Source organism: Glutamicibacter sp., assembly GCF_035257265.1.
Taxonomy (GTDB): Bacteria; Actinomycetota; Actinomycetes; order Actinomycetales; family Micrococcaceae; genus Glutamicibacter.
Genome location: NZ_DATEXC010000071.1, coordinates 116,883 through 139,204, shown reverse-complemented (window position 1 = coordinate 139,204; position 22,322 = coordinate 116,883). Strand labels below are relative to the sequence as shown.

Sequence of the window (22,322 nt, the reverse complement as noted above, 5' to 3'; positions counted from 1 at the left end):
TGCCAGCCCTTAAAACCTAGGAAGAAATCGAATATTCGCGTCGCAGCATCGCCTTGGCCCCGAGATATCCAGCCATCCCATGCACCGATGGTCCCGGAGGGGTCGCCGACGAAATTAGATACAGCCCTTTGGATTGCAAATACCAAGGCTCCGCAGACAGTCTCGGACGCATCACGCTTCCGATCAGGTCCATAGTCCCTCCCGAAAGATCTCCCCCGACCAGTGCGGCATTTTGCTGTTCCAGTCCGCTGGCAGGAACCACGTGTCTTTCTTTAATAATGTCGCTGAAACCTGGAGCTGCGGATTCGATTTGGTCGCTGATCTGCCGGCTCATATCTGCTGTTGATCCCAGCGGGACGTGACAGTACGCCCAAATGACTTGCTCGCCGGCAGGTGCGCGCGAATCATCAAAAAGGGAAGGCTGGGCGACAATCAGAAACGGATGCTCGCTGGTCCGGCGGTTCGCTGCGCGTTCGGCCCGGCCCACTTGTGCTGCGGTACCGCCCAGATGCACGGTGCTTGTCTGGCTTAACACCGGATCTTTCCAGGGGATCGGTTCGCTGAGCACAAAATGTACCAAACAGCTGCCCGGCGAGCGCCGGGTTTTTACCAACTTTTCGGCCAGTTTGTCAGGAATTTTTCCGCTGGTTAGTTTAGCGGCATCCTCGGCGGAGGTATCAAGCAGGATTGTTTTTGACTGGAGTTCGGCAACATGCGACACCTTATGTCCGGTATGAATGGTGCCCCCGTGACTGATCACCTCGGCGGCAAGTGCATCGGCAATAGCCTGTGAGCCGCCACGTGGTACGGCCCATCCCTGCCCGTGCGCTGCTGCTGCCAGAAAGAGTCCAGCCCCGGCGTTGGCCGGGCCTCGCGCTCCCCCGGCCACATGGGCGGCACATCCCGCGTAAAGCGCTGCGGCACGCGGGTATCTGGCTGAAAATATGTCTTTTAACGCCATTCCAGCCAGCGTGGAGGCGCTAAAGAGTCCCAAGGTCAGCGGGTGGGCGGGCACTTTGAGCAGTGGGTTAAGCAGCGTATCGCCCAGCTGTTCGATACGTTGCACCAAGGGTCTGAGCAGCCGGGTGTAGGCCTGCCCATCGCCTGCACCAAGTTCCGCTCCGGTGCGTTCTAAGTCGCGCCATGCGTAGGCGGTCCGTTCGTCGAGAACATGAGCAAAAGACAGTTCCGGGACGATAAAGTCGACCCGTTGGTGCACGTTGAGCTCGTGCATCGCGGTGGAAATCATCGCCATGGGGTGCACGGCGCTGCCTAGATCAAACTTTGCGCTCGAGCCCTCTAACGGTTGAGTGCGTGCGGCGCCGCCGATAGTCTCGTTGGCTTCGTAGACATCGACACTGAGCCCGGCGCGAGCTGCTACCGCAGCCGCCGCGAGTCCATTAGGTCCGGCCCCTACTACCGCTACCGAGGTCATACTTTTTGTTCCTCTGGTTTGTCTGCACCCTTACCAAGCCCGCGCAGGGTGAATACGTCTTTGGCTCCGGCAAGGCGGCCTGCCAGTGGATCTTCTTGCCCCACGGCTCGAATCGGGTCCCGCCGCGGATCAAGGATCGAACGGACTACCTGGAACATCACGTAGGCCAGCATCACCATATGCGCGAGCACTAAGAGAACATAGCCGATTTCCGGAAATACCTTATGTGGATCTTTATCTGCGGAGAAGGAGTCAAGATAGTTCCAAAGTCCGTAGAAGTGTGCCACCTCAACCATCATCCAGACCACAAATAATCGCCAGCGCGGCAGCGCCAACGCGAACAACGGGATCAGCCAGACAATGAACTGTGGAGAGTAAACCTTATTGACCATGACAAAGGAGGCAATGATCAAAAACGCCAGCGAGCCGAGACGCGGGGTGCGTTTAGCCATCAGGCCAAGAACCGCAACGCCAATGCAGCATAAGAAGAAGAGGATCAACCCGTAACGCGAGATTTGCTCGGCTTCAAAGGTGCCCATGGAGTCGGTCTTCGCTGCGACGGCGTTCCATGCATGCCAGAAACTTGATAACCCCGCACCGCGTTCGGAGGAGAAAGTGAAGAAGTGTTTAAAGGAGTCCGGGTAAGCCAGCGCGTAGGGCAGATTGACCAGCACCCATGTTCCGGCGGCGGCTCCCGCGGTTGTCCAGAAGACTTTGAACTTCCCGGTTCGGATGGCAATGACCAAGATCGCCCCAAGCACAAAGAATGGGTAGATCTTCATCGCCGCGCCCAACCCGATGAGCACGCCGGCGAGCACCGTATGTCCGCGTGCGAAGGCCAGCATGCCCATCGCAAGCAGGGCCACCGCCCACATATCCCAGTTGATGCTGGCGGTGAGGATAATGCCCGGCGCGATGGCCACGATGGCCGCATCCCAGGGACGGCGTCCGCCCATGCGCAACGTACACACCACGGTGATGACCCAGAGAACCGCCACAATGGCCAGGTTCATATCGAAGTAAAGCAGTGACCGGTTCTCAAGGCCCTGCGGAACCAGTGCCGCCACCGCCGAGGCCACGGCGCTCATCAGCACCGGGTATTCAAATTCTGCCCCACTGCTAAAAGGTACCCACGGGTTGTCTGCAAAACCGCGCGCTCCGAATAACGGCACCCAGTCGGAATAGCAGGCATAAACATAGGGGTTTGAACCGCCCCAGCCATTGACGCGGCAGGGGTTCTTCGCCAAGAGCATGAGCAGTGCCCCGAGGGTGGTCAGCAAGATCATCACGCGTTCTACGGTGAAGAATCCCGGACTGACTCGTCCCGGATCACTGTGACGGCCCAGGGGGCCGCCGATCAGCGCGGTGAATTGACGCAAGAATCCATCCGCCCTCGAGGGGACGGTAATTCGCAACGGACCGCGTTGGCTCGGTTTCTTCGGGGCACTCATGACCTCCAGCCTAGTTTGCTCGGGCACCGCACTGCATCATTTAGTCCGCTAGTTCGGTTATTCTCCCCCTACCGCCGCCGGGCGGAAGCTGGCAGGATGCAACTATGCATCGCCAACGCCGAGAAAATTTGGAAGCAAGCGCAGGGATACTCCGGGCACTCGTGCAAGGAATCGACCATCGTGAAGACGTCTTCGCATGTATTAAGGATGCCCCTTCCACCGATGCGGCGGTTACGGCAGTGCACAAGCTCCTAGGAGTCAGCGAAGAGGGCGCTCGAGCCATTCTCGATATGCAGGTACGACGTTTCAGCGATGCCGAACGCGAAAAAGTTACAGCGCACTTGACGCTGATATACGCCGAACTGGACTCACGCCGGTAAACAAACCGCTAGAAAAATACGATGACATGGGCATTCAGGGTTCTCTCAGCAAGCTAAATCTCCTCTTCACCCTGCGTTAACCTGCTGTAGGGCGGATGGCTAACTCGGCTTCCTAAGCTCATGAATGTGAGTAAAACCGACAAGCCCAGCGTCCTAGCGATCATCCCAGCACGGGGTGGATCCAAAGGTGTGAAGCTCAAGAATCTACGCACCATCGGGGGCATCTCCTTGGTGGGCAGAGCCATCCTTGCGGCGCGTTCTGCGACGACAGTCAGCGAAGTCGTGGTCAGCACCGATCATGAACAGATCAAGGCCGAGGCCCTCGCCTACGGAGCCACCGTGATCAGCCGCCCGGCAGATATCGCCGGGGATACGGCGAGCAGCGAAGCGGTGCTTCTCGATGTTTTGTCCAAGGTCTCCGACACTCCGGATATCACCTTGTTCATACAGTGCACCAGCCCGCTGATCGATCCGGCGGATCTGGATGCTGCCGTGGCCTCGGTGCGCGACGGGGAAGCCGAAGTCAGCTTCGCCGCAGTAGCCGACCACGGTTTCCACTGGACCGCAGACTCCGCAGGACTAGCGGTCTCCAGCGGACATGACGCGGCGAACCGGCCGCGCCGCCAAGATCGCGAGGCCCGCTGGTTAGAGACCGGCGCGTTCTACGCGATGGATACCGAAGGTTTTCGGGCCGCAGAACATCGCTTCTTCGGCCGAGTGCGGATCTGTGAAGTCTCCGCAGAACACGGGATGGACATCGACACCGAAGCAGATCTGGCGTTGGCGCAATTGCGCGTGCCACGCCAGGTCGAACCCATCCTGGTTGACGCGGTAGTGACCGACTTCGACGGGGTACATACCCCGGATACCGCCTACGTAGACGAACACGGAACAGAAACCGTGCGAGTCTCACGCTCCGATGGCATGGGCGTAGCCCGGCTACGAGCGGCCGGGGTGAAGTTCCTCATTCTCTCCAAGGAACGTAACCCGGTAGTTGCCGCCCGCGCGGCAAAACTGAACGTCGAGGTCGCCCACGGCATCGACAACAAGGCCGAATATTTGGACCGCTGGTTAGCCGACGAAGAAATCAATCCGGCCCGCGTGGCCTATGTCGGCAATGACATCAATGATCTGGCACCGATGGCGCTGGTGGGGTGGCCGATTACGGTCGCCGACGCCAGCGACGAGGTACATCGAGCCGCACGCCATCGCCTCAGCCGTCCCGGCGGCAACGGCGCGGTCCGTGAGCTCGCGGAGCTGGTCCTCACGGCCCGCTGCGCACCCCAAGTTTGAAAATCAAAGTTTTCCCAATGAAAGGCAAGTCAATGACCTCCGTGAACACCGAAATCAAGCCAGTAGCTATCGGCGATTCCCTGCTCGGCTCCGGCCAGCAGGTCTACGTCATCGGCGAGATCGGCATCAACCACAATGGCGACATGGAAATCGCCAAGCAGCTGATCGATGTCTCGGCCGAGGCCGGCGCCAACGCCGTGAAGTTCCAGAAGCGCACCCCAGACATTTCCACCCCGATGGATATGCGTGACAAGATCCGCTCCACCCCATGGGGCGACATGACCTACCTGGACTACCGCTACCGCGTCGAATTTGACCAGGCACAGTACAAGGAGCTCATCTCCTACGCCGCCTCCAAGGGCCTGCACGCTTTCGCTTCGCCATGGGACATCCCGTCGGTGCACTTCATGGAGGAACAGGGCGCGGTCACCCACAAGGTTGCTTCCGCATCGGTCACCGACATTGAGCTGCTCAAGGCCCTGGCCGAGACTGGCAAGCCAATCATCTTGTCCACCGGCATGTCCACCATCGAGCAGATCGATAAGGCAGTGGAGACCCTCGGTACCTCAAACCTGGTCATGATGCACGCTACGTCGACCTACCCGCTGCCTCCAGAAGAGGCAAACCTGCGCATGGTCGAGACCTTGCGCGAGCGCTACCAGGTTCCAGTAGGCTACTCGGGCCACGAGCGCGGCCTGCAGATCTCGCTGGCAGCCGTTGCCCTGGGTGCGGTCACCGTAGAACGCCACATCACCTTGGACCGCACCATGTGGGGTTCGGATCAGGCTTCCTCGCTGGAGCCAAAGGGCTTCGCCTCGCTGATCCGCGATATCCGCATCCTGGAGCAGGCCATGGGTGACGGCGTCAAGAAGGTCTTCCCAGGCGAGCTGGCACCGCTAAGCCGTCTGCGCCGCGTCGACGCCTAGTCACGGAGCACATCCGGCGGTTGGACTCGCCATTGGGTCCAACCGCCGTTTATTTTTTGTCTCCCCTAGCCCAGAAGGAACCATGAGTTTGATCCCCGGTCGTATATCAGTGGTGATTCCCGCCTATAACCAGGAGGAATACATCTGTGATGCCCTTACCTCACTGACCAGACAGAAACTGGGCAAGTGGGAATTAGAGGTATTGGTGGTCGACGATGCGTCCACCGATCAGACCGCGAATCTGGTGCTCGGCTACCAGCACAAGCTCGAGCGCCTCGAACTTGTCAGCCTGCCTGCAAACTCTGGGGTCTCCGCGGCCCGCAATGCCGGGCTTGAGGCGGTCACCGGTGAATTTTTCACCTTCCTTGATCCAGACGATTGGTATGCGCCGGAACATCTAGCCACCCTGGCCTCCGCCTTGGAAGAGCTGCACGTGGACTTTGTGCGCACCGACCATGTGCGCGTGACAGGGACCAACCGGGTGCTGCACCGCGCCCCGCAGGCGGTGCGTGGCCTGCCGCTGAACCCGGCAGACGATATCGAACCCATCGATTCGCCGTCGATGGTGGACTACGCCTTCGTCTGGGCCGGCATGTACCGCACCGATTTGATGCGCTCCGTGGACGCATACTTCTTTGATGCAGATCTATACAGCGCCGAGGACCGTCTCTGGCTGTGGAAATTGCACCTGCGCACGACCCGTTATGCGGTAGTTTCCTACCCTGGAGTGTTCTACCGCCGTGGGCTGCCCGGCTCGCTCACCCAGGTTTTTGACGAACGCCAACTAGGTTTCATTCCTGCCTACGCGCGGATTCTCGACGAGGTGCGTGCCCATCGGGACGCGGAACGGCACCTTCCCAAGGCGATGCGTCAGTTCTTCGCGATCGTCTGCCATCACGAAAAACGCGCCAAAAACTATCCGCCTCAGGTACGGCTGGAAATGAAACAGCAGCTACGAAAGATCTTCACCACCATCGACGTTCATATGGCCCAACAGGTCGCACTTGAAATGGATATTGCGCGCCGTCGTCATATTCTCTCCTTCCTTCAGGTGGGGGCCGCTAAATGATCGCTTTAGTCGAGGCCAGCAGCTATTTTCAAATAGCTTCCCTGGCCGCCATGGCCGATGCTGGACTACTGCCGCAGGCAGATGAATATGTGCTGGTACTCGCCAATGGTTCACAGCTGCCCGAACTGACGACACCGTTAGACGAAACACCCGGCTTTGCAGAGCTCGCCGCAAGATTTGACCGAGTCGTCGACTTAGCGGCGTTGGTGTCACCGCGCCGCCCAGCCCAGTTCAATCCGCGCGAAGATGAATTGCTGATTTTTGAACGCTTGCTGCGCAATGCGTGGGGCTTAGGCGATGAACGAATCACCCTGGTCGTTGAATCTATTCAGGTCAACCCGGCCCGTGCCCTAGCGCGCATCTTCTTTGACGCCGCCTTGTGGGTGCACTCCGATGGCCTGATGTCTTACGGTCCCACCCGTAACAAGCTCCAGGTCCCTCTCGCGCAGCGCCTAGCCGGAACCATCCACGTGGATCTGGTCCCGGGGCTCGAGCCGCAATTACTCGCCGAGCAGCAACCCCCGCGCCAAGTTTTGCCGGGCACCGCACTGAAGGCAGTCTTCGCACAGCTTTCCGAGAGTTCCGAGTTGCAGCTTCCCCAGGGGGCAGCGTTGATTCTTGGGCAGTACTTAGGCTCGCTGGGTCTTGTCGATGCAGAAGAAGAACTTGATCTACACGAACAGATGCTCTTGGCCGCCAAAGACCGTGGCTTGAACACGATTTTGTTTAAGGCACACCCGTCGGCCAGTGCCACCTCGGCGGCACGGTTGCGGGCACGGGCGTTGGATCTTCAACTGGACTTTCATCTCTTAGATACTGATCATTTAGCAGAAACTGTCATTCTCGCCGCGCAACCGCAGCTGGTGATCTCTTGCTTCTCTACCGCGCTAGTGACCGCAAAGTACGTACTCGACACTCAGGTGCATGCGGTGGGGACCGCCAAAATGCTGCAGTTACTGGCTCCGTTTGAGAATTCGAACCGAATCCCGCTGTCGATCATCCACGGTCTTTTTGTGCAGGATCTTCCGGTGCCCGCTCGAGCCGGAAACATCGATATGCTCAGCAATCTGCTCGCTGCGGTCTCCTACTGCATGCAGTCAAAACAACTTCCACAGTTGCGCGAGAGTGCCGAACAGTTTCTCTCCGAACATTATGGTGTGTATTCAGCGCACTTCAAACGTCGGCGCATCACCAAACTTGAACTTCCACCGTCTTGGGCTCACCTACCGGTGCGCCGGTCGGTACCTGCAAAGGTCCGTGGGGCTGGCCGCCACGTATTGCGTCGCGGTTCGCGGGGCTTGGACAGAATGTCCAAGGTCCTGAGTCGACTGGCAAAATGAACGATACGATGATGAAAATTTCCCAGCCCGAAACTCACGAGGTGCCACGGCCACGCTTTGGCGCGGCCCATGTATGGGTTGAGTCTCCCCTGCAATTGCTGTCCGCCGTGGAAACACATGCAGCAGGGTTGCTTGGCGACCAGGTCTACGTCATTCCGAGGAGAGGCATGCCCTTAGAAGCAACTACCGGGGCACTGCTAAAGAATTCGCCAGCCGGATTGCATTTCATGCCTGCAGCCAAACGTCCGCCACACCCGAACTCTTCGCGTGATCGTTACGTAACAGGCGATGCCTATTCGGGCCGGATCCAGCGCACCCTGCTTACCGGCGTTAAAGCCAAGGAAGTTGTCATCATCGATGACGGGCTGGCCACCCTGGCACTGATTCGTCAGTTGGTGAGCGAGGAGCCGACGCCTTTGGTTCGCGCGCGTGCCAAGAATACTCCCGCACGCCACGCACTGGGATTAGCTATGTGGCACCGACTTCGTGGTTTGGCCAGAGAAGGGCGCCTACTGATCGTCTCTGCTTTGCAGGTGGACTCCCAGCTAAAAAATCGTATGGAAGAGTTGGGAATTAAGTTTGCTCAGCATCGCTTTGAATGGCTGGCTACCCAGCCCGTCGCCGAACGCTTCACCGAGCCGACGTTGCTGATCGGTTCGGCCATGGCCGCCGATTCAATTATTCATGCCGAACCCTATCTCCAGTGGATTCGTTCCATTGCAGCGGAGGGTCCCGTCGCTTATTTTCCGCATCGCCGCGAAACTGAACAGATACTCGCTGAACTCCGTCAAATACCCAATGTCATCCTGAAGCAACACACCATTCCCATCGAGATGCGTCTACGGGATTTACGCCCGGGACAAGAGATCAGAGCTCTGCCTTCGACAGTTATTCCTTCCTTACGTTTATTGCTCGGTAATGAAGCTCGTAGCCTCTACGCGCAGCCGGTCCCAGATCACTGGTGGACATCCGATACCTCGCAAGATCTCCGCGATCACCTGTCCAGTTCGCTGAAGGTGTGATCAGAACCGTGAAACCAGCAGTTTTAGCTGTTGCGGATTCAGATTCTTATCTGAAGCTCGCCACCACCTTCCTGCACCGTCTTGGTCCGGGTTGGGATCGTCGTGTTGTTTTGGCCCGAACCCCGGTAATGCCTACCGACGAACAGATCCTGGCTGCCTTTGAAGGTACCGATCTAGACCCTGCAGATCTAGAAGTGCTGGCGTTAAACCAGTTCAACTCGCAAACTATTGGCGAAGATCTAGTCTTCGCCGCCGCCACGGGTCCGGTTGTTGCCGAGTTATACGCTCGAATCCTGCGAACGGAGCCGATTGATAATCGGCGAACCGCGCTTATCTCTGCGCTTCCGGGAGTTGCATTCCCGGCGACACGCAAGGGTTGGAACTACCGTCGCCCCGGCGACGGATTTATCTGCCATTCACACGCAGAGGCTCGTGACTTTTCCTTTATGAATCTTGATGATGATGGACATCAGCCCACCATCATGGTCAGCAAGCTTCCCTTTCTGCGCTCCACGGGCTTCCCGGCTCAAATTTCAGGACCCATCAAACGCCTAGTGTTCGCACCGCAGGCGAAGGTTCCTTTTGGCAAAGAAGAACGAGAACAGATTCTCATCTCGCTCGAGCGCGCTGCCAGACTTAACCCCGGGTTAGAGGTACTGGTCAAACTTCGCGCCCGAGCAGGAGAACCACAGACACACCTCGAGGCACACCCCTACGATTTACTCTTTGAGCAACTTGTACGCGCGGGCACGCTAGGTAAAGTCACACATCTACAATTTGTTACCGGCAGTATGGCCGAAGCTCTGAGCAAAGAAAGCGCCCTGGTGACGGTCTCTTCGACCGCCGCTCTCGAGTCTCTCGATCGCGGACTACCTACCATGGTTCTTTCGGACTTTGGGGTAAACGCCGAAATGATCAACGTTGTTTTTGAGAGTTCTGGGATACTTGGAAGCTTGGATGATCTCGAAACCTTAAACTTCTCTCCAGCGAATAAACCATGGCTACGCGAAAACTACTTTCACCGCGTGGACAACACTTTTAATGAGTCGTTGATGATCCTTGCGCGGCGAGCGCGCGACGGTCAGCTAAAAACAGATCCCGAAATACTGGCGCTCATTAAGCACCAGCCACTTCGCCAGAGGGTACGTACGGCGCTTCCGACACCCTTGCTGAAGGTTCTATTAAAAATTCGCAAACAACTGCGCTTATCCCACCAGTCGAGCACTAGATCATCGTCATGAGTCACCACATTTTCAGTACTTACTGACGATTTATCCTCAAGCTACAAGACCTGTAATGTGTTACGCATAGTTTACACCTGTACATATTTACGTACTAGCGTGAGCCCACCGTCTAGCATTGCATCCGTTAAAGAACAGATATCTCCTCGTGCTCTGCGACTTCTCCGGTGATTACTAGCACTTTGGGAATGTTTCTTGACCAAAAGGTCTTAAGATCATTAAGGGCCCATTAATAGACTGTGCTTTCGCGCGGCCATTTTGCCCACAGCTTTGTATATTTCTTTAGGAGTTCATGTGTCGGCGAACCCGATTCGCGTTGCCATTGTTGGCGTGGGCAACTGCGCTACATCCCTTATCCAAGGTGTCGAGTACTACCGAAGTGCCGACGAAAATGCCTCTATCCCGGGTCTGATGCACGTCCGATTCGGCGAATACCACGTTGGTGACGTGGAGTTCGTAACGGCATTCGATGTTGACGCTAAGAAGGTCGGGCTCGACCTATCTGAAGCAATCCTCGCCAGCGAGAACAACACCATCAAAATCGCAGACGTGCCAAACACCGGTGTGACCGTGCTTCGTGGCCACACCCTGGATGGTTTGGGCAAGTACTACCGCGAGACCATTGAAGAGTCCACCGCCGAGCCTGTCGATGTCGTCCAGACGTTGAAGGACAACAAGGTAGACGTCATGGTTTGCTACCTGCCAGTGGGTTCCGAAGCCGCCGCAAAATTCTACGCACAGTGCGCCATCGACGCGGGCGTTGGATTTGTTAACGCCTTGCCTGTCTTCATTGCCGGCACTCCAGAGTGGGCTCAGAAATTCACCGATGCACGCGTGCCTATTGTTGGTGACGACATCAAATCTCAGATTGGCGCCACCATCACGCACCGCGTGATGGCCAAACTTTTCGAGGACCGCGGCGTAGTGCTTGACCGCACCTACCAGCTAAACGTCGGTGGCAACATGGACTTCAAAAACATGCTCGAGCGCGAGCGCCTTGAATCCAAGAAGATCTCCAAGACTCAGGCCGTCACCTCAAATACCTCTGCCAAGCTCACCGCTGACGATGTTCACATCGGCCCAAGTGACTACGTAGCGTGGCTAGATGACCGCAAGTGGGCGTTTGTGCGCCTCGAGGGCCGCAACTTCGGCGACGCTCCAGTGAACTTGGAATACAAGCTGGAAGTATGGGACTCACCAAACTCCGCTGGCGTCATCATTGATGCTGTCCGCGCAGCCAAGATCGCGCTTGACCGCGGTATCGGTGGACCGATCCTCTCGGCCTCGAGCTACTTCATGAAGTCGCCACCGGAGCAGTACGACGACGAAACTGCCCGCCAGAAGGTTGAAGCCTTCATCCGCGGGGATGTCGAGCGCTAAATTTTATGAGTTAGTTCTGCACTAACCAAAGCAGGGTTTGGAAATTTTAGATTTCCGAACCCTGCTTTTTGTTTTCTGTCTCAAGACGCGGAGAAGCCCGCCGGCGGAAAGGCCGGCGGGCCTCTGTGCAATTACTTGCGAATTCATTTTCTACCTCTTTTCCAGTGATTCCAATCAACGGTAATGGCGTCGTTTGGAACTACCGGATGCGGAAGTACATTTCTGGTGGCACATGGTTAACCAATTCCCGTTGTCGCAGTAGACGGTTGAACTCAGTCTTGTCCAATGGCTTCGGGTTTTTGCCTAAACGCTTTCTCATTATTTTTCCCTCCCTTCCAAATGAATCGAAGGGCTGGGAAGGTCTTGGCGCGTGGTTGAAACTGCGCGAGCCTTGAGGCTTTCAGGACCAGCGAAGATGAGTTCCGAGGTCCGAACAGCCCGTTGGGTGGTGCTGTCAAAAAGTGGAGCAGACATGAAAAAGTTCCTAAGGGAGAATGTCGATTACTGACTGACTGCCTCAGGAACTTTTGATTGAATTCGTAGAAGTTCTAGGAATCCATTATTCCGGAGGCAGAGGAAACGCCATGGCGTGCGGCATAGCCGAACCAGCGATGCGTAAAGGTCATATTGCCTGATCGCTTGCCGCCATCGTTCCAAATAATTGAATTCGTAATCACGTTTCCCACCTCCTAAATATCTGTCCGAATCGATCATGCAAAAGCACGAGATTCTCTGTGTATTTTCTTTTTGATCCGCAAATCTCATTGAGACTTCCCAATCACAATATTTAGCATACATGGTGAATGCCGTGAGTGCCAGCGAAAGGGAAAAATTCTTAAGTAAGTTTCATTAAATGCGTTGGGGTCGTTTCGAGCGATGCTCAAAACGACCCCAACACCAAAGTGTGTGGACTACTTATCGTGTTCTCCTGCTTGAGATTCAGGTTGCTCAGCCCACCAAGCCTGCAGGCGCTGCCCAGCTATTTCTTCGCCCAGCGGTCCATCATCCAAACGCAAGTTCAACATGAAGTTATAAGCCCGGCCCACCACTGGCCCTGCCTTTATCCCCAGTAGGGACATGATCTGTTCCCCGTTGAGGTCTGGCCGAATAGCATTCAGCTCTTCCTGCTCCGTGATTTCTGCGATACGCGTCTCTAAATCGTCATATGCGAAACCTAGGCGTTCTGCCTTGCGACGGTTTCTAGTCGTGACGTCTGAGCGGGTTAACCGATGCAGACGCTCTAGTAAGTCGCCAGCATCTGTCACGTAGCGGCGTACCGCTGAGTCGGTCCAGCCGGCTTCACCATATCCATAAAAGCGCATATGCAACTCGACTAGGCGCGCTACTGATTTTGTCGTGTCCTTGTCGAAGCGAAGAGCGCGCATACGCTGCTTCACTAGCTTGGAGCCGACCATGTCATGGTGACGGAAAGACACCGCCCCATTGGGCTCAAATTTTCGCGTTGCAGGCTTGCCGACATCATGCATCAGAGCCGCAAAACGCAATATGAAATCTGGCCCTGGGACCGCGCCATCGCTCTCGGTTTCATGCCCAATTGCTTGTTCGAGCACCGTCAGTGAATGCTGATAGACATCCTTGTGTCGATGATGTTCATCGATTTCTAAACGCAACGCCGAAACCTCTGGCAGTACCTTGTCGGCCAGACCAGAGTCGACCAGTAAATCAATGCCAGATCGAGGGTCCGCGCCATTGATCAACTTGACCAATTCATCGCGGACGCGTTCGGCGGAAATAATATCGATACGCTCGGTCATCTCGGCCATGGCCTGGCGTACCTCTGGCGAAACTTCGATGCGAAGTTGAGATGCAAAGCGCGCGGCGCGCATCATTCTTAAGGGATCATCAGAAAACGAGATATCAGGAGATCCTGGAGTGCGGATGAGTCCTTCACGTAGTGAATCAACTCCGTCAAAAGGATCCACTAATTCCAGATCTGGCAGTCGTAAGGCCATTGCATTCATGGTGAAGTCCCGGCGGAAGAGATCATCACGGAGATTATCACCAAAAGCGACAATAGGCTTACGCGAATCCTTGTCATAGGCATCTGCGCGATAGGTCGTGACTTCTAGGGTGAATCCGTCTTTCTTGAGGGCAATGGTTCCAAACTCGCGACCCACATCCCAGATATTGTCGGCCCAGCCAGAGATTGCTTTGACCGTCTGCTCAGGTGTAGCGCTCGTGGTGAAATCCAGGTCGGGCGAGACACGTCCAAGAAACAAATCGCGTACCGGACCACCCACCAAAGAGATCTCAAATCCGGCGCGAACAAAACGGTCGGCTAGTTCAAAAATGACCGAAGGCAGGATCTGGCGCAGGGCGTCATGAGATGGAAGTGCGTGCATAGTTCCTTAAGCGTGCCAGATTTCTGGTGATCTCGCTTGAAAAATCACCGAAGTTCCTTGCGAGATAGCTCTCTTGTCCAAGTCGCTAAGGTATAGATCACCAAAAACTCGATAGAGTGGTTGCATGAACCGTCCGATCCCGTCTGCCCCAAAGCGCACCCCATTGACTGCGTCAATGGCTTCTGCGCAGGCACCCGGCGGTCCTCAGGCGCTTCCTACGGTCGAAGAAGTCTCCTCCGGTGGCATTGTTATCGACTTTGATAACCCCGATTTTCCGGTAGCAATCATCGCCCGATATAACCGTGGTGGGCGCTTGGAATGGTGCCTGCCTAAGGGGCATCCTGAGGGCGAAGAAACGAACGAAGAAGCGGCTATCCGGGAGATTGAAGAAGAAACCGGCATTGCCGGTCGTATTCTTGCTCCGCTCGGCTCCGTCGATTATTGGTTCACAGTAACTAACTACCGGGTACATAAAACCGTGCACCATTTCCTTTTGGAAGCCACCGGCGGCCACCTCACGATCGAGAATGATCCCGATCATGAAGCCGTTGATGTTGCGTGGATTCCATTAAATTCGCTCGGTAAACGCCTTTCCTTCCCAAATGAACGCCGGATCGCAGACCTGGCACGTGAGGTCCTAACGAAGTATGTCTCAGGTTCCTAAGCCACAGCCAGGCTCCGATCAGCCACACACTGGAGCCCTTGAGCAGGTAACGGAACCAGCGGCTCCCCCAGTGCCGGACTCCGGCGGGCGATCAACGACCTACGCTCTCATGGCTTCAGGCACGTTGGTGTCCCGAATTCTTGGCTTTGTGCGTACCGCAATGCTTGCCATGGCTATCGGCTCGGTCACCTCGGTGGCCGATATTTTCGAGAAGGCCAACGTCATTCCGACGATCATCTTCATGTTGTTAGCCGGCGGTATTTTCAACGTTGTACTCATCCCACAGCTCATCAAGGCTTCCAAGGCCAAAGATCGCGGTGCGGCCTATACCTCGAAGCTGGTCACCCTCACGGTAGTCGTCATGGGTGCACTGACTCTGGTACTCACCCTCTGCGCACGTCCAATTATTGTTGCGTTAACCAATAACTGGACCGAACCGATGATTGCCCTGGGCACCGCGTTCGCTTATTGGTCTTTGCCCCAAGTGTTTTTCTACGGACTGTATGCGGTACTTGGCCAGGTGCTCAATGCGCACGGGAAGTTCGCCGCGTTTATGTGGGCACCAGCGGTAAACAACCTCATTCAATTGTTGGTTATTGGCTCGTTCATCATCGTATTTGGCGCCTACTCCACGGGTAATCCAATGGACACCTGGAGCACCGGAAAAACCGTCTGGCTTGCCGGTGGCGCAACTCTTGGCATTTTGATGCAATCGCTGGTGTTGTTGTGGCCACTGAAAAAAATCAACCTCAAGCTTCAATTCGATTTTTCATGGCGCGGTATGGGCTTACGCCACGTCGGCCGACTGGCTATTTGGACGCTCGCTGCAATGGTCATCGGCAATATCTCGTCGTTAATTTATTCAAAAATTGTTTCCGGAGCGACAGCCGCCCGTACCGAGCTCAGTGCTGAGCAAGCAGCCTCGGTAGCCGGCGAATACGCACTGAATACCTCACAGCTCATCACGGTACTCCCCCACTCGCTTTTCGCCCTGACTGTCGCCACGGTGTTGTTCAATGACTTCACGCGCGCCTTCGCCGACAAACGTCGCAAAGATATCGGTCCGCTACTGAACCAGGGCATGCGCTCCACCGCGATCCCGATAATTTTCTGCACCCTGGTTTTCATCGTTTTGGCTGGCCCTTTGGGTCGGCTCTTCGCGGGTAACTCGGAACATTCGATTGCAGCGGCCGCGGCGATCGGTCAACTTCTGGTGCTGACCGCTCTGGGCCTTCCCTTCAAATCCCTGCAGTTCTTTATGCTGCGCGTATTTTTTGCCGACGAAGACACCCGGACTCCGATGCTTATCCAAAGCAGCATTGCCCTCATTGGGTTGATCGGCGCGGTGTTGGCGTATTTCTTGATCAATCCAGTTCATATCGCGGCGGCCATTGCCTTTATTTACGGAATCACTAACGTCATTTCCGCATTGATCACGCACTATCTGATCAAACGCAGATATGGTGACTACGGCGTTGGCACCGTCATCGATACCTACATTCGTATCGGCTGGATGGCCACGCTAGCAGCCATCATCGGCTGTGTGCCGTTAGCCCTTTTGGGTGGTTTTAACTTCGGATTTGCCTACGATTCACTATTGAGTGCCGTCGTCACCATCTGTATCGTGGGGCTTGTTATGGCAGTCGCCTTCGTGTTCCTATTGCACCGCACTAAAGTCCCTGAGCTCGCCGGGTTCCTCGGACCACTGGTGCGCAGAATTCCGGGTCTCACTAAGCGGTGATTCTGCTCAAATGACCAACGAATGACGTCTTTGGGCAGGTAACATGAAAGATGGTAGGTCAGCCTGCCGTTCGAAGCAATCAAACCTTGGAGATGCACGTGTCGCAGCCCATCGATGTCGGTTCCGTCCTTAGCGGTCGTTACCAGGTCACCGAATCCGTTTTGACCACCGCCGAGGGAGATCTGGTGCTGGGTGGCATCGATCAGGTGCTCAACCGATCGGTCAGCATCGTGGTCGCATCAGCGACTAACTCCTCCCAGCTCGCTACCAGTGCGCGAGAAATCGCCATGGGTGAGCGTCAGGCAAACGTCCAGGTCCTGGATCTGGGAATTACCGAAACTAATCAAAGCTATTTGGTAGCGAATGTCGCACGTTCGGCGGACCTCCTAGATTTGGTTCTTGAAGCTCAGGACGCACCGTACGTAGAGCCGTTTTTCACCGACACTCTGGGAACCGAAATCTTCGGTGAATCCCGTCAGTCGGTCCCTGAAACCTATGCGGACGACGCTGAGTACTACGATCAGCTGCGTTATGAGGATGAGCCAGAAGAACAGGGCAAGGTTGGAAACGCGCTGAGTAGTGGGTTTGCTGGACTAAAGAATCGTTTCAGTCGCAAAAACACTGCCCCCGCGGAATCCTTCGATGACGAAGATTCGTACGTTGAAGAAAATACCGGCGACCAGACAGCACCTAATACTCAGGTCGCTACACCAACTGTTGCTACCCCAGTCACTCCATCGAGCAAGAACACCGAGGCTCCAAAGCCTAAGGTGACACGTCTGGATGACGACAAGGAACCCAACGTAACTGCTACCGCGGCCCTCGCGGCAGCTGCTCAGTCCAAGGGCGATACACCGAAAAAGGCTGAACCTAAAAAAGCTGAGCCACAGACGGAAGAACCTAAGAAGCCCGCTCAGAAGAAGGCTGCCGCCGCTGGTGTCGGTGCTGCTGCTGGCGCTGCTGCGGTTGCCTCGGCACCAAAAGCTTCGACCTTCCCTGCGGCCGCCAAGGGTGTCCCGGCACAAGATATTCCTGAGCCAGTCGAAGACGAAGAAGACGAGGGCACCTCAAAGGGAGTTCGTCTACTTGTCGGAGCAGTATTGGTTGCAGTCTTAGTTATTGGTATCGTCTTCGCCTTCAACTTCCTCGGTGGAGCTGGCAAGGATAATACGGCTGATGCCCCCGCAACACCTACCGAGTCGGCAGCAGAACCTTCCAAGGAAACCTCAGAGACCCCTGCAGAGCCTTCGCTACCTGCTCCTAAGGTTGATGGTGTATCCCGCTTAGTGCCAGGTAATCAGCAGCTCAACGCCGAAACTGATAACACCTTGAAGGATATGACCGATGGCAATCCGTCGAGTACCTACAAGACTTACTCGTACACCACGAGCAATTTCGGTGGCTTCGCTTCAAATATGGTCTTCATCTTGGATCTCGAAGAAGAATCAGCAATCAAGGAAATCAACCTCGAGGGCCTGAACGCCACCGGTGGAGATTATGAAGTCCTTGTTGGCAAGTCCGATGATCTTGGCGATGCTAAGTCGGTTGCGAAGGGTTCGTTCTCCGGTCCTTCGATCTCCATCCCGGTCAAGGGCGATGAAACCGACTATCTTGCCGGTTCCCACGTGTTCCTCAACGTCACCGATCTTCCACGCCGTGCTTCGGGTGCCAATGCATCCCGTCCATGGGGTCTACAGATTGGCGAGTTCTCCGCGAAGTAACAGTGGCGGAATTTTTTACCATAGCAATGCGTTGAGGTGGATAGTGAGGTTAGACCTTACTATCCACCTCGCATTATTAGAACGAAAGGGTTCTATCCCCGTGACTTCAGTACAGAACGACGAAATCCGCGACGTAATCATCGTCGGTTCCGGCCCGTCGGGTTATACCGCAGCGATTTACACCGCGCGTGCGAATCTGAATCCATTGGTTATCGCCGGATCGGTCACTGCCGGTGGCGAACTAATGAACACCACGGACGTTGAAAACTTCCCGGGCTTCCCTGAAGGAATCATGGGCCCGGACTTGATGGACAATATGCAGAAGCAGGCCGAGCGTTTCGGCGCCGAGGTTCTCTTTGATGATGTTACCGAGATGCAGCTCGACGGCGAGATCAAGACCCTGTCACTGGCCGATGGCACTGTTTACCGCGCCCACGCTGTGATCGTTTCTACTGGCTCTGCTTACCGCGAATTGGGGCTCTCTGACGAGAAGCGCCTCTCGGGCCACGGCGTCTCATGGTGCGCAACCTGCGACGGTTTCTTCTTCCGCGACCAGACTATCGCCGTCATTGGCGGTGGCGACTCCGCCATGGAAGAAGCTTTGTTCTTGACCAAGTTCGCCGCAAAGGTGATCGTAGTTCACCGTCGCAGCGAACTGCGCGCCTCGAAGATCATGGCTGATCGAGCACTCGCACACGAAAAGATTGAGTTTGTGTGGGACTCCGAGGTCATCGGCATCAACGGTGAGGATAAGGTCAGTGGCCTTGTAATCAAGAACCGTAACTCCGGAGAAGAATCCACTCTGGATGTCACCGGTATTTTCGTTGCAATCGGTAACGATCCACGCGTGGACCTCGTCAAGGATCAGCTAGAGCTGACTTCCGAAGGAACCATTGCCGTCGACGGACGCTCTTCCCGCACCTCATTACCTGGTGTCTATGCCGCCGGCGATGTCATCGATTCGACCTACCGTCAGGCAATCACCGCTGCGGCTTCCGGTTGCGCTGCTGCTCAGGATGTCGAACACTACTTGGCAAACATCAAAACTCCGGCCAAGGCCAGTAACTAATATTTCTCAGAAAGGGGTTCACTCAAATGAGTAACGCTAAGGCAGTAACTGAAGCAACCTTCCAGGCAGAAGTTCTGGATGCCGAAAAGCCAGTCATCGTCGACTTCTGGGCAGAGTGGTGCGGTCCTTGCCGTCAGCTTGGTCCAATCCTGGACCAGATTGCTGAAGAGCATGCTGCAAAGGTTGATGTCGTAAAGATCAACGTTGACGAGAACCAGAGCATTGCTGCTAAGTACGGAATCACTAGTATTCCTGCTGTATACGTTTTCAAGGGTGGCGAGCACGTAGCGACCTCAATCGGTGCCAAGCCAAAGGCTGTCATTGAGAAGGATTTTGCTGAATACCTGTAAATCCTTAGTTGTTTCAAAATAGGCGTTGAACTTTCGAGTTCAACGCCTATTTTCATCCCTACACATGGTCACGGCCACGGTCATGAGCTCAGGGAATCGCTATTTGGTACTTTTGGAAGGATAACAATGGATTTTGATTTCGTTACCCATAATCTTCCTGATATCGAGAGTCATCTTCTCGGCCCCAGGTAAAATCGTCAATTCTCAGTAGCCCAACTTAGTCCCCTTGCATCTCATCCCCCACAACTGAATATTTGCTCGTATGGTATCCAACAATATTGCGTATGAGGACCATCGCGGGACAACGAGAACATTCTCCGTGGGAGCCACCATCGGCGTTGCAGGGAGCCACTCAACCGGAAGGATGGTGGGCGATGTCGCGACGTGAGCAGGTTTGGTCTGGACCGGTCGCCCTTGCAGGCTTCCGTGCACTGCCAACCACGGTAAGCGCAAGGCGGCCTCCATCCTGGTGTTGATAGCGGAGCTTTTGCCTGGCAGGGACCCCGTGGAGAATCCCCTCCGGAGGCGGCTCGCGTCTAGGGAACGATGTTGCGGCCTGCCTTGCGTGTTCTACACGAAGTGTCCGCAGACGGGCCCTCCGGCACCCCATCCGGATCTGAACCCCAAAGAACACGTAACGCAAGAAGATCGGCGCCGTTCAGGAACAGATTAGGCCAGTGGGAGGCCGCTGGCGCCCACGCAAGGAGGTACCGATCTCCGACGGCAATAGGCGGTCCTAAGAATCCGAAATCTGGTATCACTGTTTCACGCTGACACTGGACATTGTGAAGCTATGAAGAATAGTCCTCGTCTGCTCAGGTCGCAGCGCTCATGCCTCCCACATGTGCGTTTCAGTTGTATTTTAATCTGTCAGACTCGGCTCGTAACCATCCGCCATTGATCGCTATTGGAAAGGTAGTCCCCGTCCGGAGTTGCCTTCAACGCATTACTTGATGGACGCGACATTTTCGCAGACGTGCTGACTTCCCCAAATTTTGGCTCTACAGAACAGAAGCCGACGGTTCTCTTTGGCAAAGTCTCATCTTCCAAATAGACGTTGAGCCATGGGTCTATATGGGCATCTTCGACCCGTTCTCAGAACACCGTCTATGGAATTAAAATACCCGCTGCAATCAACTCATTGATTGCTGGTTTAAGCGCGTCGGCGTTTAGCCTCTCTGCTAGTTTCGTACCCACCGAAAATAAATGCCTGTTGGTGAAACTACCGCGATTATCGGGCCCAATGAGCTGGTGAAGGGTGACCACCAGAATGCGGCTCCACATCTTAATCCCTGAATCGACCCTTGCTGCGGCAAACCCATCTGGAGGATGCCGATATCTCAATGGTCGTGGCTGTCCAGACCGAGGTTGCCAGTTCAAACTTGGAGATAATTTACTCCTTGAAACGGTGTTTATGGACAACATGGAAGTCCCCATGTCCGCGATTATCCTGCCATAAATCGGATGTCAGAAAATTCGGACCATCGCTGAATCGAGTTGTATGGATGTCGATGATGAATGAACAATGAGGCAGCGCCACTGCTCGTAAATACTGGAAGGTTCTCAAGCGCCAGATAGTCACCCGGGAAATTCTCCTCGATTAGATACGCACAAAATGTTTCACGTGAAACTTAGCAAGAGATAGCCGCATCGAATTCGCCCTAGGCTTCGTCTCGCTCCAACGGACAGGTGTTTGTTTCACGTGAAACACTCCCCCGAGGTGCAACAGGTATAAAGAGTAAGAAAAGTGCAACAATTAATCAGCTACAACATCCTTCGAAAATTACGCTTCTCTAGTAACGTGACAGAACCGAAATACCTTCGCATTTATGGGCATGGCTAGTAGTCGATAAGGGCCAGGCATGAAAATGACCAATAAATCTTGACCTTCAGGCTTCCGGCTATCTGAGTATCCCCACCTAGTAGTCCATAACAACGCCTCGACTATGTAGGCGGACACAGGCTCGAACGCTACAATAATCTCTTGATGAAGGTCATGAATCGTCTGTTGGCTTCCGGTAAACCACATGTGCGGCCAAGAGGAACTAGGTAAATGAAACCGTGCCCCTTTTGTCTACGTGGGGCTCTATGGACTCTTCGGAGACTATATCTTGCAGATGCCTTAGCCCTATTTCCGTAATCAGTCATTCTTTGGCCCTAATTCGATGCTGGCTTCGGACTTTCCGGTGATCGTCCCCTGACTGCGGAGATTAGCTCAAGACCAACTTAGTTAGTTCGTTGTCGGTCGTAGCGAGCAGATCTTCACGGCGACTCTTCTGGTTATAGACATCTAGTGATGGCTACGCAATCAACGATCACTGGCATCTGTAACGAGCATATTCTTCAAGCTTCACCCAATATTGCTCACGTTGAATTCACTGACGGACTTGATTAGAAAAAGCCGCGGAATCATTTGCGACCAGCGGATTGGATTCAAAAACTACATGGGAAGATCCAGCCTTCAACAAAAAATAGATTTGAACCCATTGCAGCCATCCGGTGCCATCGCTTTAAAGTCTTCCTCTAACTGTCCTTCGTGCTCAGGCAAGCGAGCCTCGATTGCTAACTTCTTACCAACTGCCAAGGGTATTTAGAAAATAGCCTGGATACTTTCCTGGTCAGGAGCCAATGATATTACCTTCGTACGGCACCACCTGGAAGCCGGATGGTTGTAGCTGAGAGCTACGCGAAGCGTTCGTGAGAACCGTGAACGACTCTTCTTTCCAGGTACATGGCACACGTCCTGATAGCAGTTGCCAATCACTGCCCATCTTCGAACTCCACCAGATGTTCGTGGAACACCCGGAACTTCACTTTGGATCGACGGACAACACAGTCGTGCTCGCAGTATTCACGCCGGGGTCTGGAACCCTGCGG

16 protein-coding genes are annotated in these 22,322 nt (G+C 55.0%); 13 read left to right on the top strand and 3 right to left on the bottom strand.

The window, feature by feature from the left end; all coding sequences use genetic code 11:
- Positions 1-16: 16 nt before the first annotated feature.
- Positions 17-1,435, bottom strand: coding sequence for an NAD(P)/FAD-dependent oxidoreductase (locus tag VJ369_RS18980; protein WP_324093552.1), 1,419 nt, complete (start codon positions 1,433-1,435; stop codon positions 17-19).
- Positions 1,432-2,886 carry a glycosyltransferase family 87 protein gene (locus VJ369_RS18975; RefSeq protein WP_324093551.1) on the bottom strand — a complete coding sequence of 485 codons (1,455 nt, stop codon included), beginning with the start codon at positions 2,884-2,886 and terminating at the stop codon, positions 1,432-1,434. Before VJ369_RS18975 ends, VJ369_RS18980 begins: the two co-directional genes overlap by 4 nt.
- Before the next feature lie 104 nt (positions 2,887-2,990).
- Here VJ369_RS18975 and VJ369_RS18970 point away from each other — a divergent pair, with 104 nt between their 5' ends.
- From VJ369_RS18970 to VJ369_RS18935, 8 genes are all read left to right on the top strand, one after another.
- Positions 2,991-3,266 carry a DNA gyrase subunit A gene (locus VJ369_RS18970; RefSeq protein WP_324093550.1) on the top strand — a complete coding sequence of 92 codons (276 nt, stop codon included), beginning with the start codon at positions 2,991-2,993 and terminating at the stop codon, positions 3,264-3,266.
- A gap of 120 nt (positions 3,267-3,386) precedes the next feature.
- Positions 3,387-4,559: an acylneuraminate cytidylyltransferase gene (locus tag VJ369_RS18965; protein WP_324093549.1), complete on the top strand. Its 1,173-nt coding sequence runs from the start codon at positions 3,387-3,389 to the stop codon at positions 4,557-4,559.
- 32 nt (positions 4,560-4,591) lie between these two features.
- On the top strand, positions 4,592-5,485 hold the full coding sequence (locus tag VJ369_RS18960) for an N-acetylneuraminate synthase family protein (RefSeq protein WP_324093548.1): 894 nt from the start codon (positions 4,592-4,594) through the stop codon (positions 5,483-5,485).
- An 82-nt stretch (positions 5,486-5,567) separates the two neighbouring features.
- Positions 5,568-6,554: a glycosyltransferase family 2 protein gene (locus VJ369_RS18955; RefSeq protein WP_324093547.1), complete on the top strand. Its 987-nt coding sequence runs from the start codon at positions 5,568-5,570 to the stop codon at positions 6,552-6,554.
- Positions 6,551-7,894, top strand: a complete 1,344-nt coding sequence (locus VJ369_RS18950) for a polysialyltransferase family glycosyltransferase (RefSeq protein WP_324093546.1) — start codon at positions 6,551-6,553, stop codon at positions 7,892-7,894. Before VJ369_RS18955 ends, VJ369_RS18950 begins: the two co-directional genes overlap by 4 nt.
- An 8-nt stretch (positions 7,895-7,902) precedes the next feature.
- A complete protein-coding gene (locus tag VJ369_RS18945) occupies positions 7,903-8,916 on the top strand; it encodes a hypothetical protein (protein WP_324093545.1) in 1,014 nt (337 codons plus the stop codon).
- Positions 8,917-8,924: 8 nt separating this feature from the next.
- Positions 8,925-10,157: a DUF6716 putative glycosyltransferase gene (locus VJ369_RS18940; protein ID WP_324093544.1), complete on the top strand. Its 1,233-nt coding sequence runs from the start codon at positions 8,925-8,927 to the stop codon at positions 10,155-10,157.
- Positions 10,158-10,451: 294 nt separating this feature from the next.
- Positions 10,452-11,537, top strand: coding sequence for an inositol-3-phosphate synthase (locus tag VJ369_RS18935; protein WP_324093543.1), 1,086 nt, complete (start codon positions 10,452-10,454; stop codon positions 11,535-11,537).
- 911 nt (positions 11,538-12,448) lie between these two features.
- Here the strand turns inward: VJ369_RS18935 and VJ369_RS18930 are convergent.
- A complete protein-coding gene (locus VJ369_RS18930) occupies positions 12,449-13,900 on the bottom strand; it encodes a CCA tRNA nucleotidyltransferase (protein ID WP_324093542.1) in 1,452 nt (483 codons plus the stop codon).
- Between the two features lie 124 nt (positions 13,901-14,024).
- Here VJ369_RS18930 and VJ369_RS18925 point away from each other — a divergent pair, with 124 nt between their 5' ends.
- The 5 genes from VJ369_RS18925 (at position 14,025) to trxA (ending at position 19,445) form a co-directional block, all read left to right on the top strand.
- Positions 14,025-14,564, top strand: coding sequence for an NUDIX domain-containing protein (locus VJ369_RS18925; RefSeq protein ID WP_096255102.1), 540 nt, complete (start codon positions 14,025-14,027; stop codon positions 14,562-14,564).
- Positions 14,548-16,305: a murein biosynthesis integral membrane protein MurJ gene (murJ, locus tag VJ369_RS18920; RefSeq protein ID WP_324093541.1), complete on the top strand. Its 1,758-nt coding sequence runs from the start codon at positions 14,548-14,550 to the stop codon at positions 16,303-16,305. Before VJ369_RS18925 ends, murJ begins: the two co-directional genes overlap by 17 nt.
- A 98-nt stretch (positions 16,306-16,403) precedes the next feature.
- The gene (locus tag VJ369_RS18915) at positions 16,404-18,026 is read left to right on the top strand and encodes a hypothetical protein (protein ID WP_324093540.1); all 1,623 of its coding nucleotides are present in this window, start codon (positions 16,404-16,406) and stop codon (positions 18,024-18,026) included.
- A 100-nt stretch (positions 18,027-18,126) separates the two neighbouring features.
- Complete coding sequence (gene trxB / locus VJ369_RS18910; RefSeq protein WP_324093539.1) at positions 18,127-19,095, top strand: thioredoxin-disulfide reductase; 969 nt, start codon at positions 18,127-18,129, stop codon at positions 19,093-19,095.
- A 26-nt stretch (positions 19,096-19,121) separates the two neighbouring features.
- Positions 19,122-19,445, top strand: a complete 324-nt coding sequence (gene trxA, locus VJ369_RS18905; RefSeq protein WP_096255096.1) for a thioredoxin — start codon at positions 19,122-19,124, stop codon at positions 19,443-19,445.
- The last annotated feature ends 2,877 nt before the right edge of the window (positions 19,446-22,322 follow it).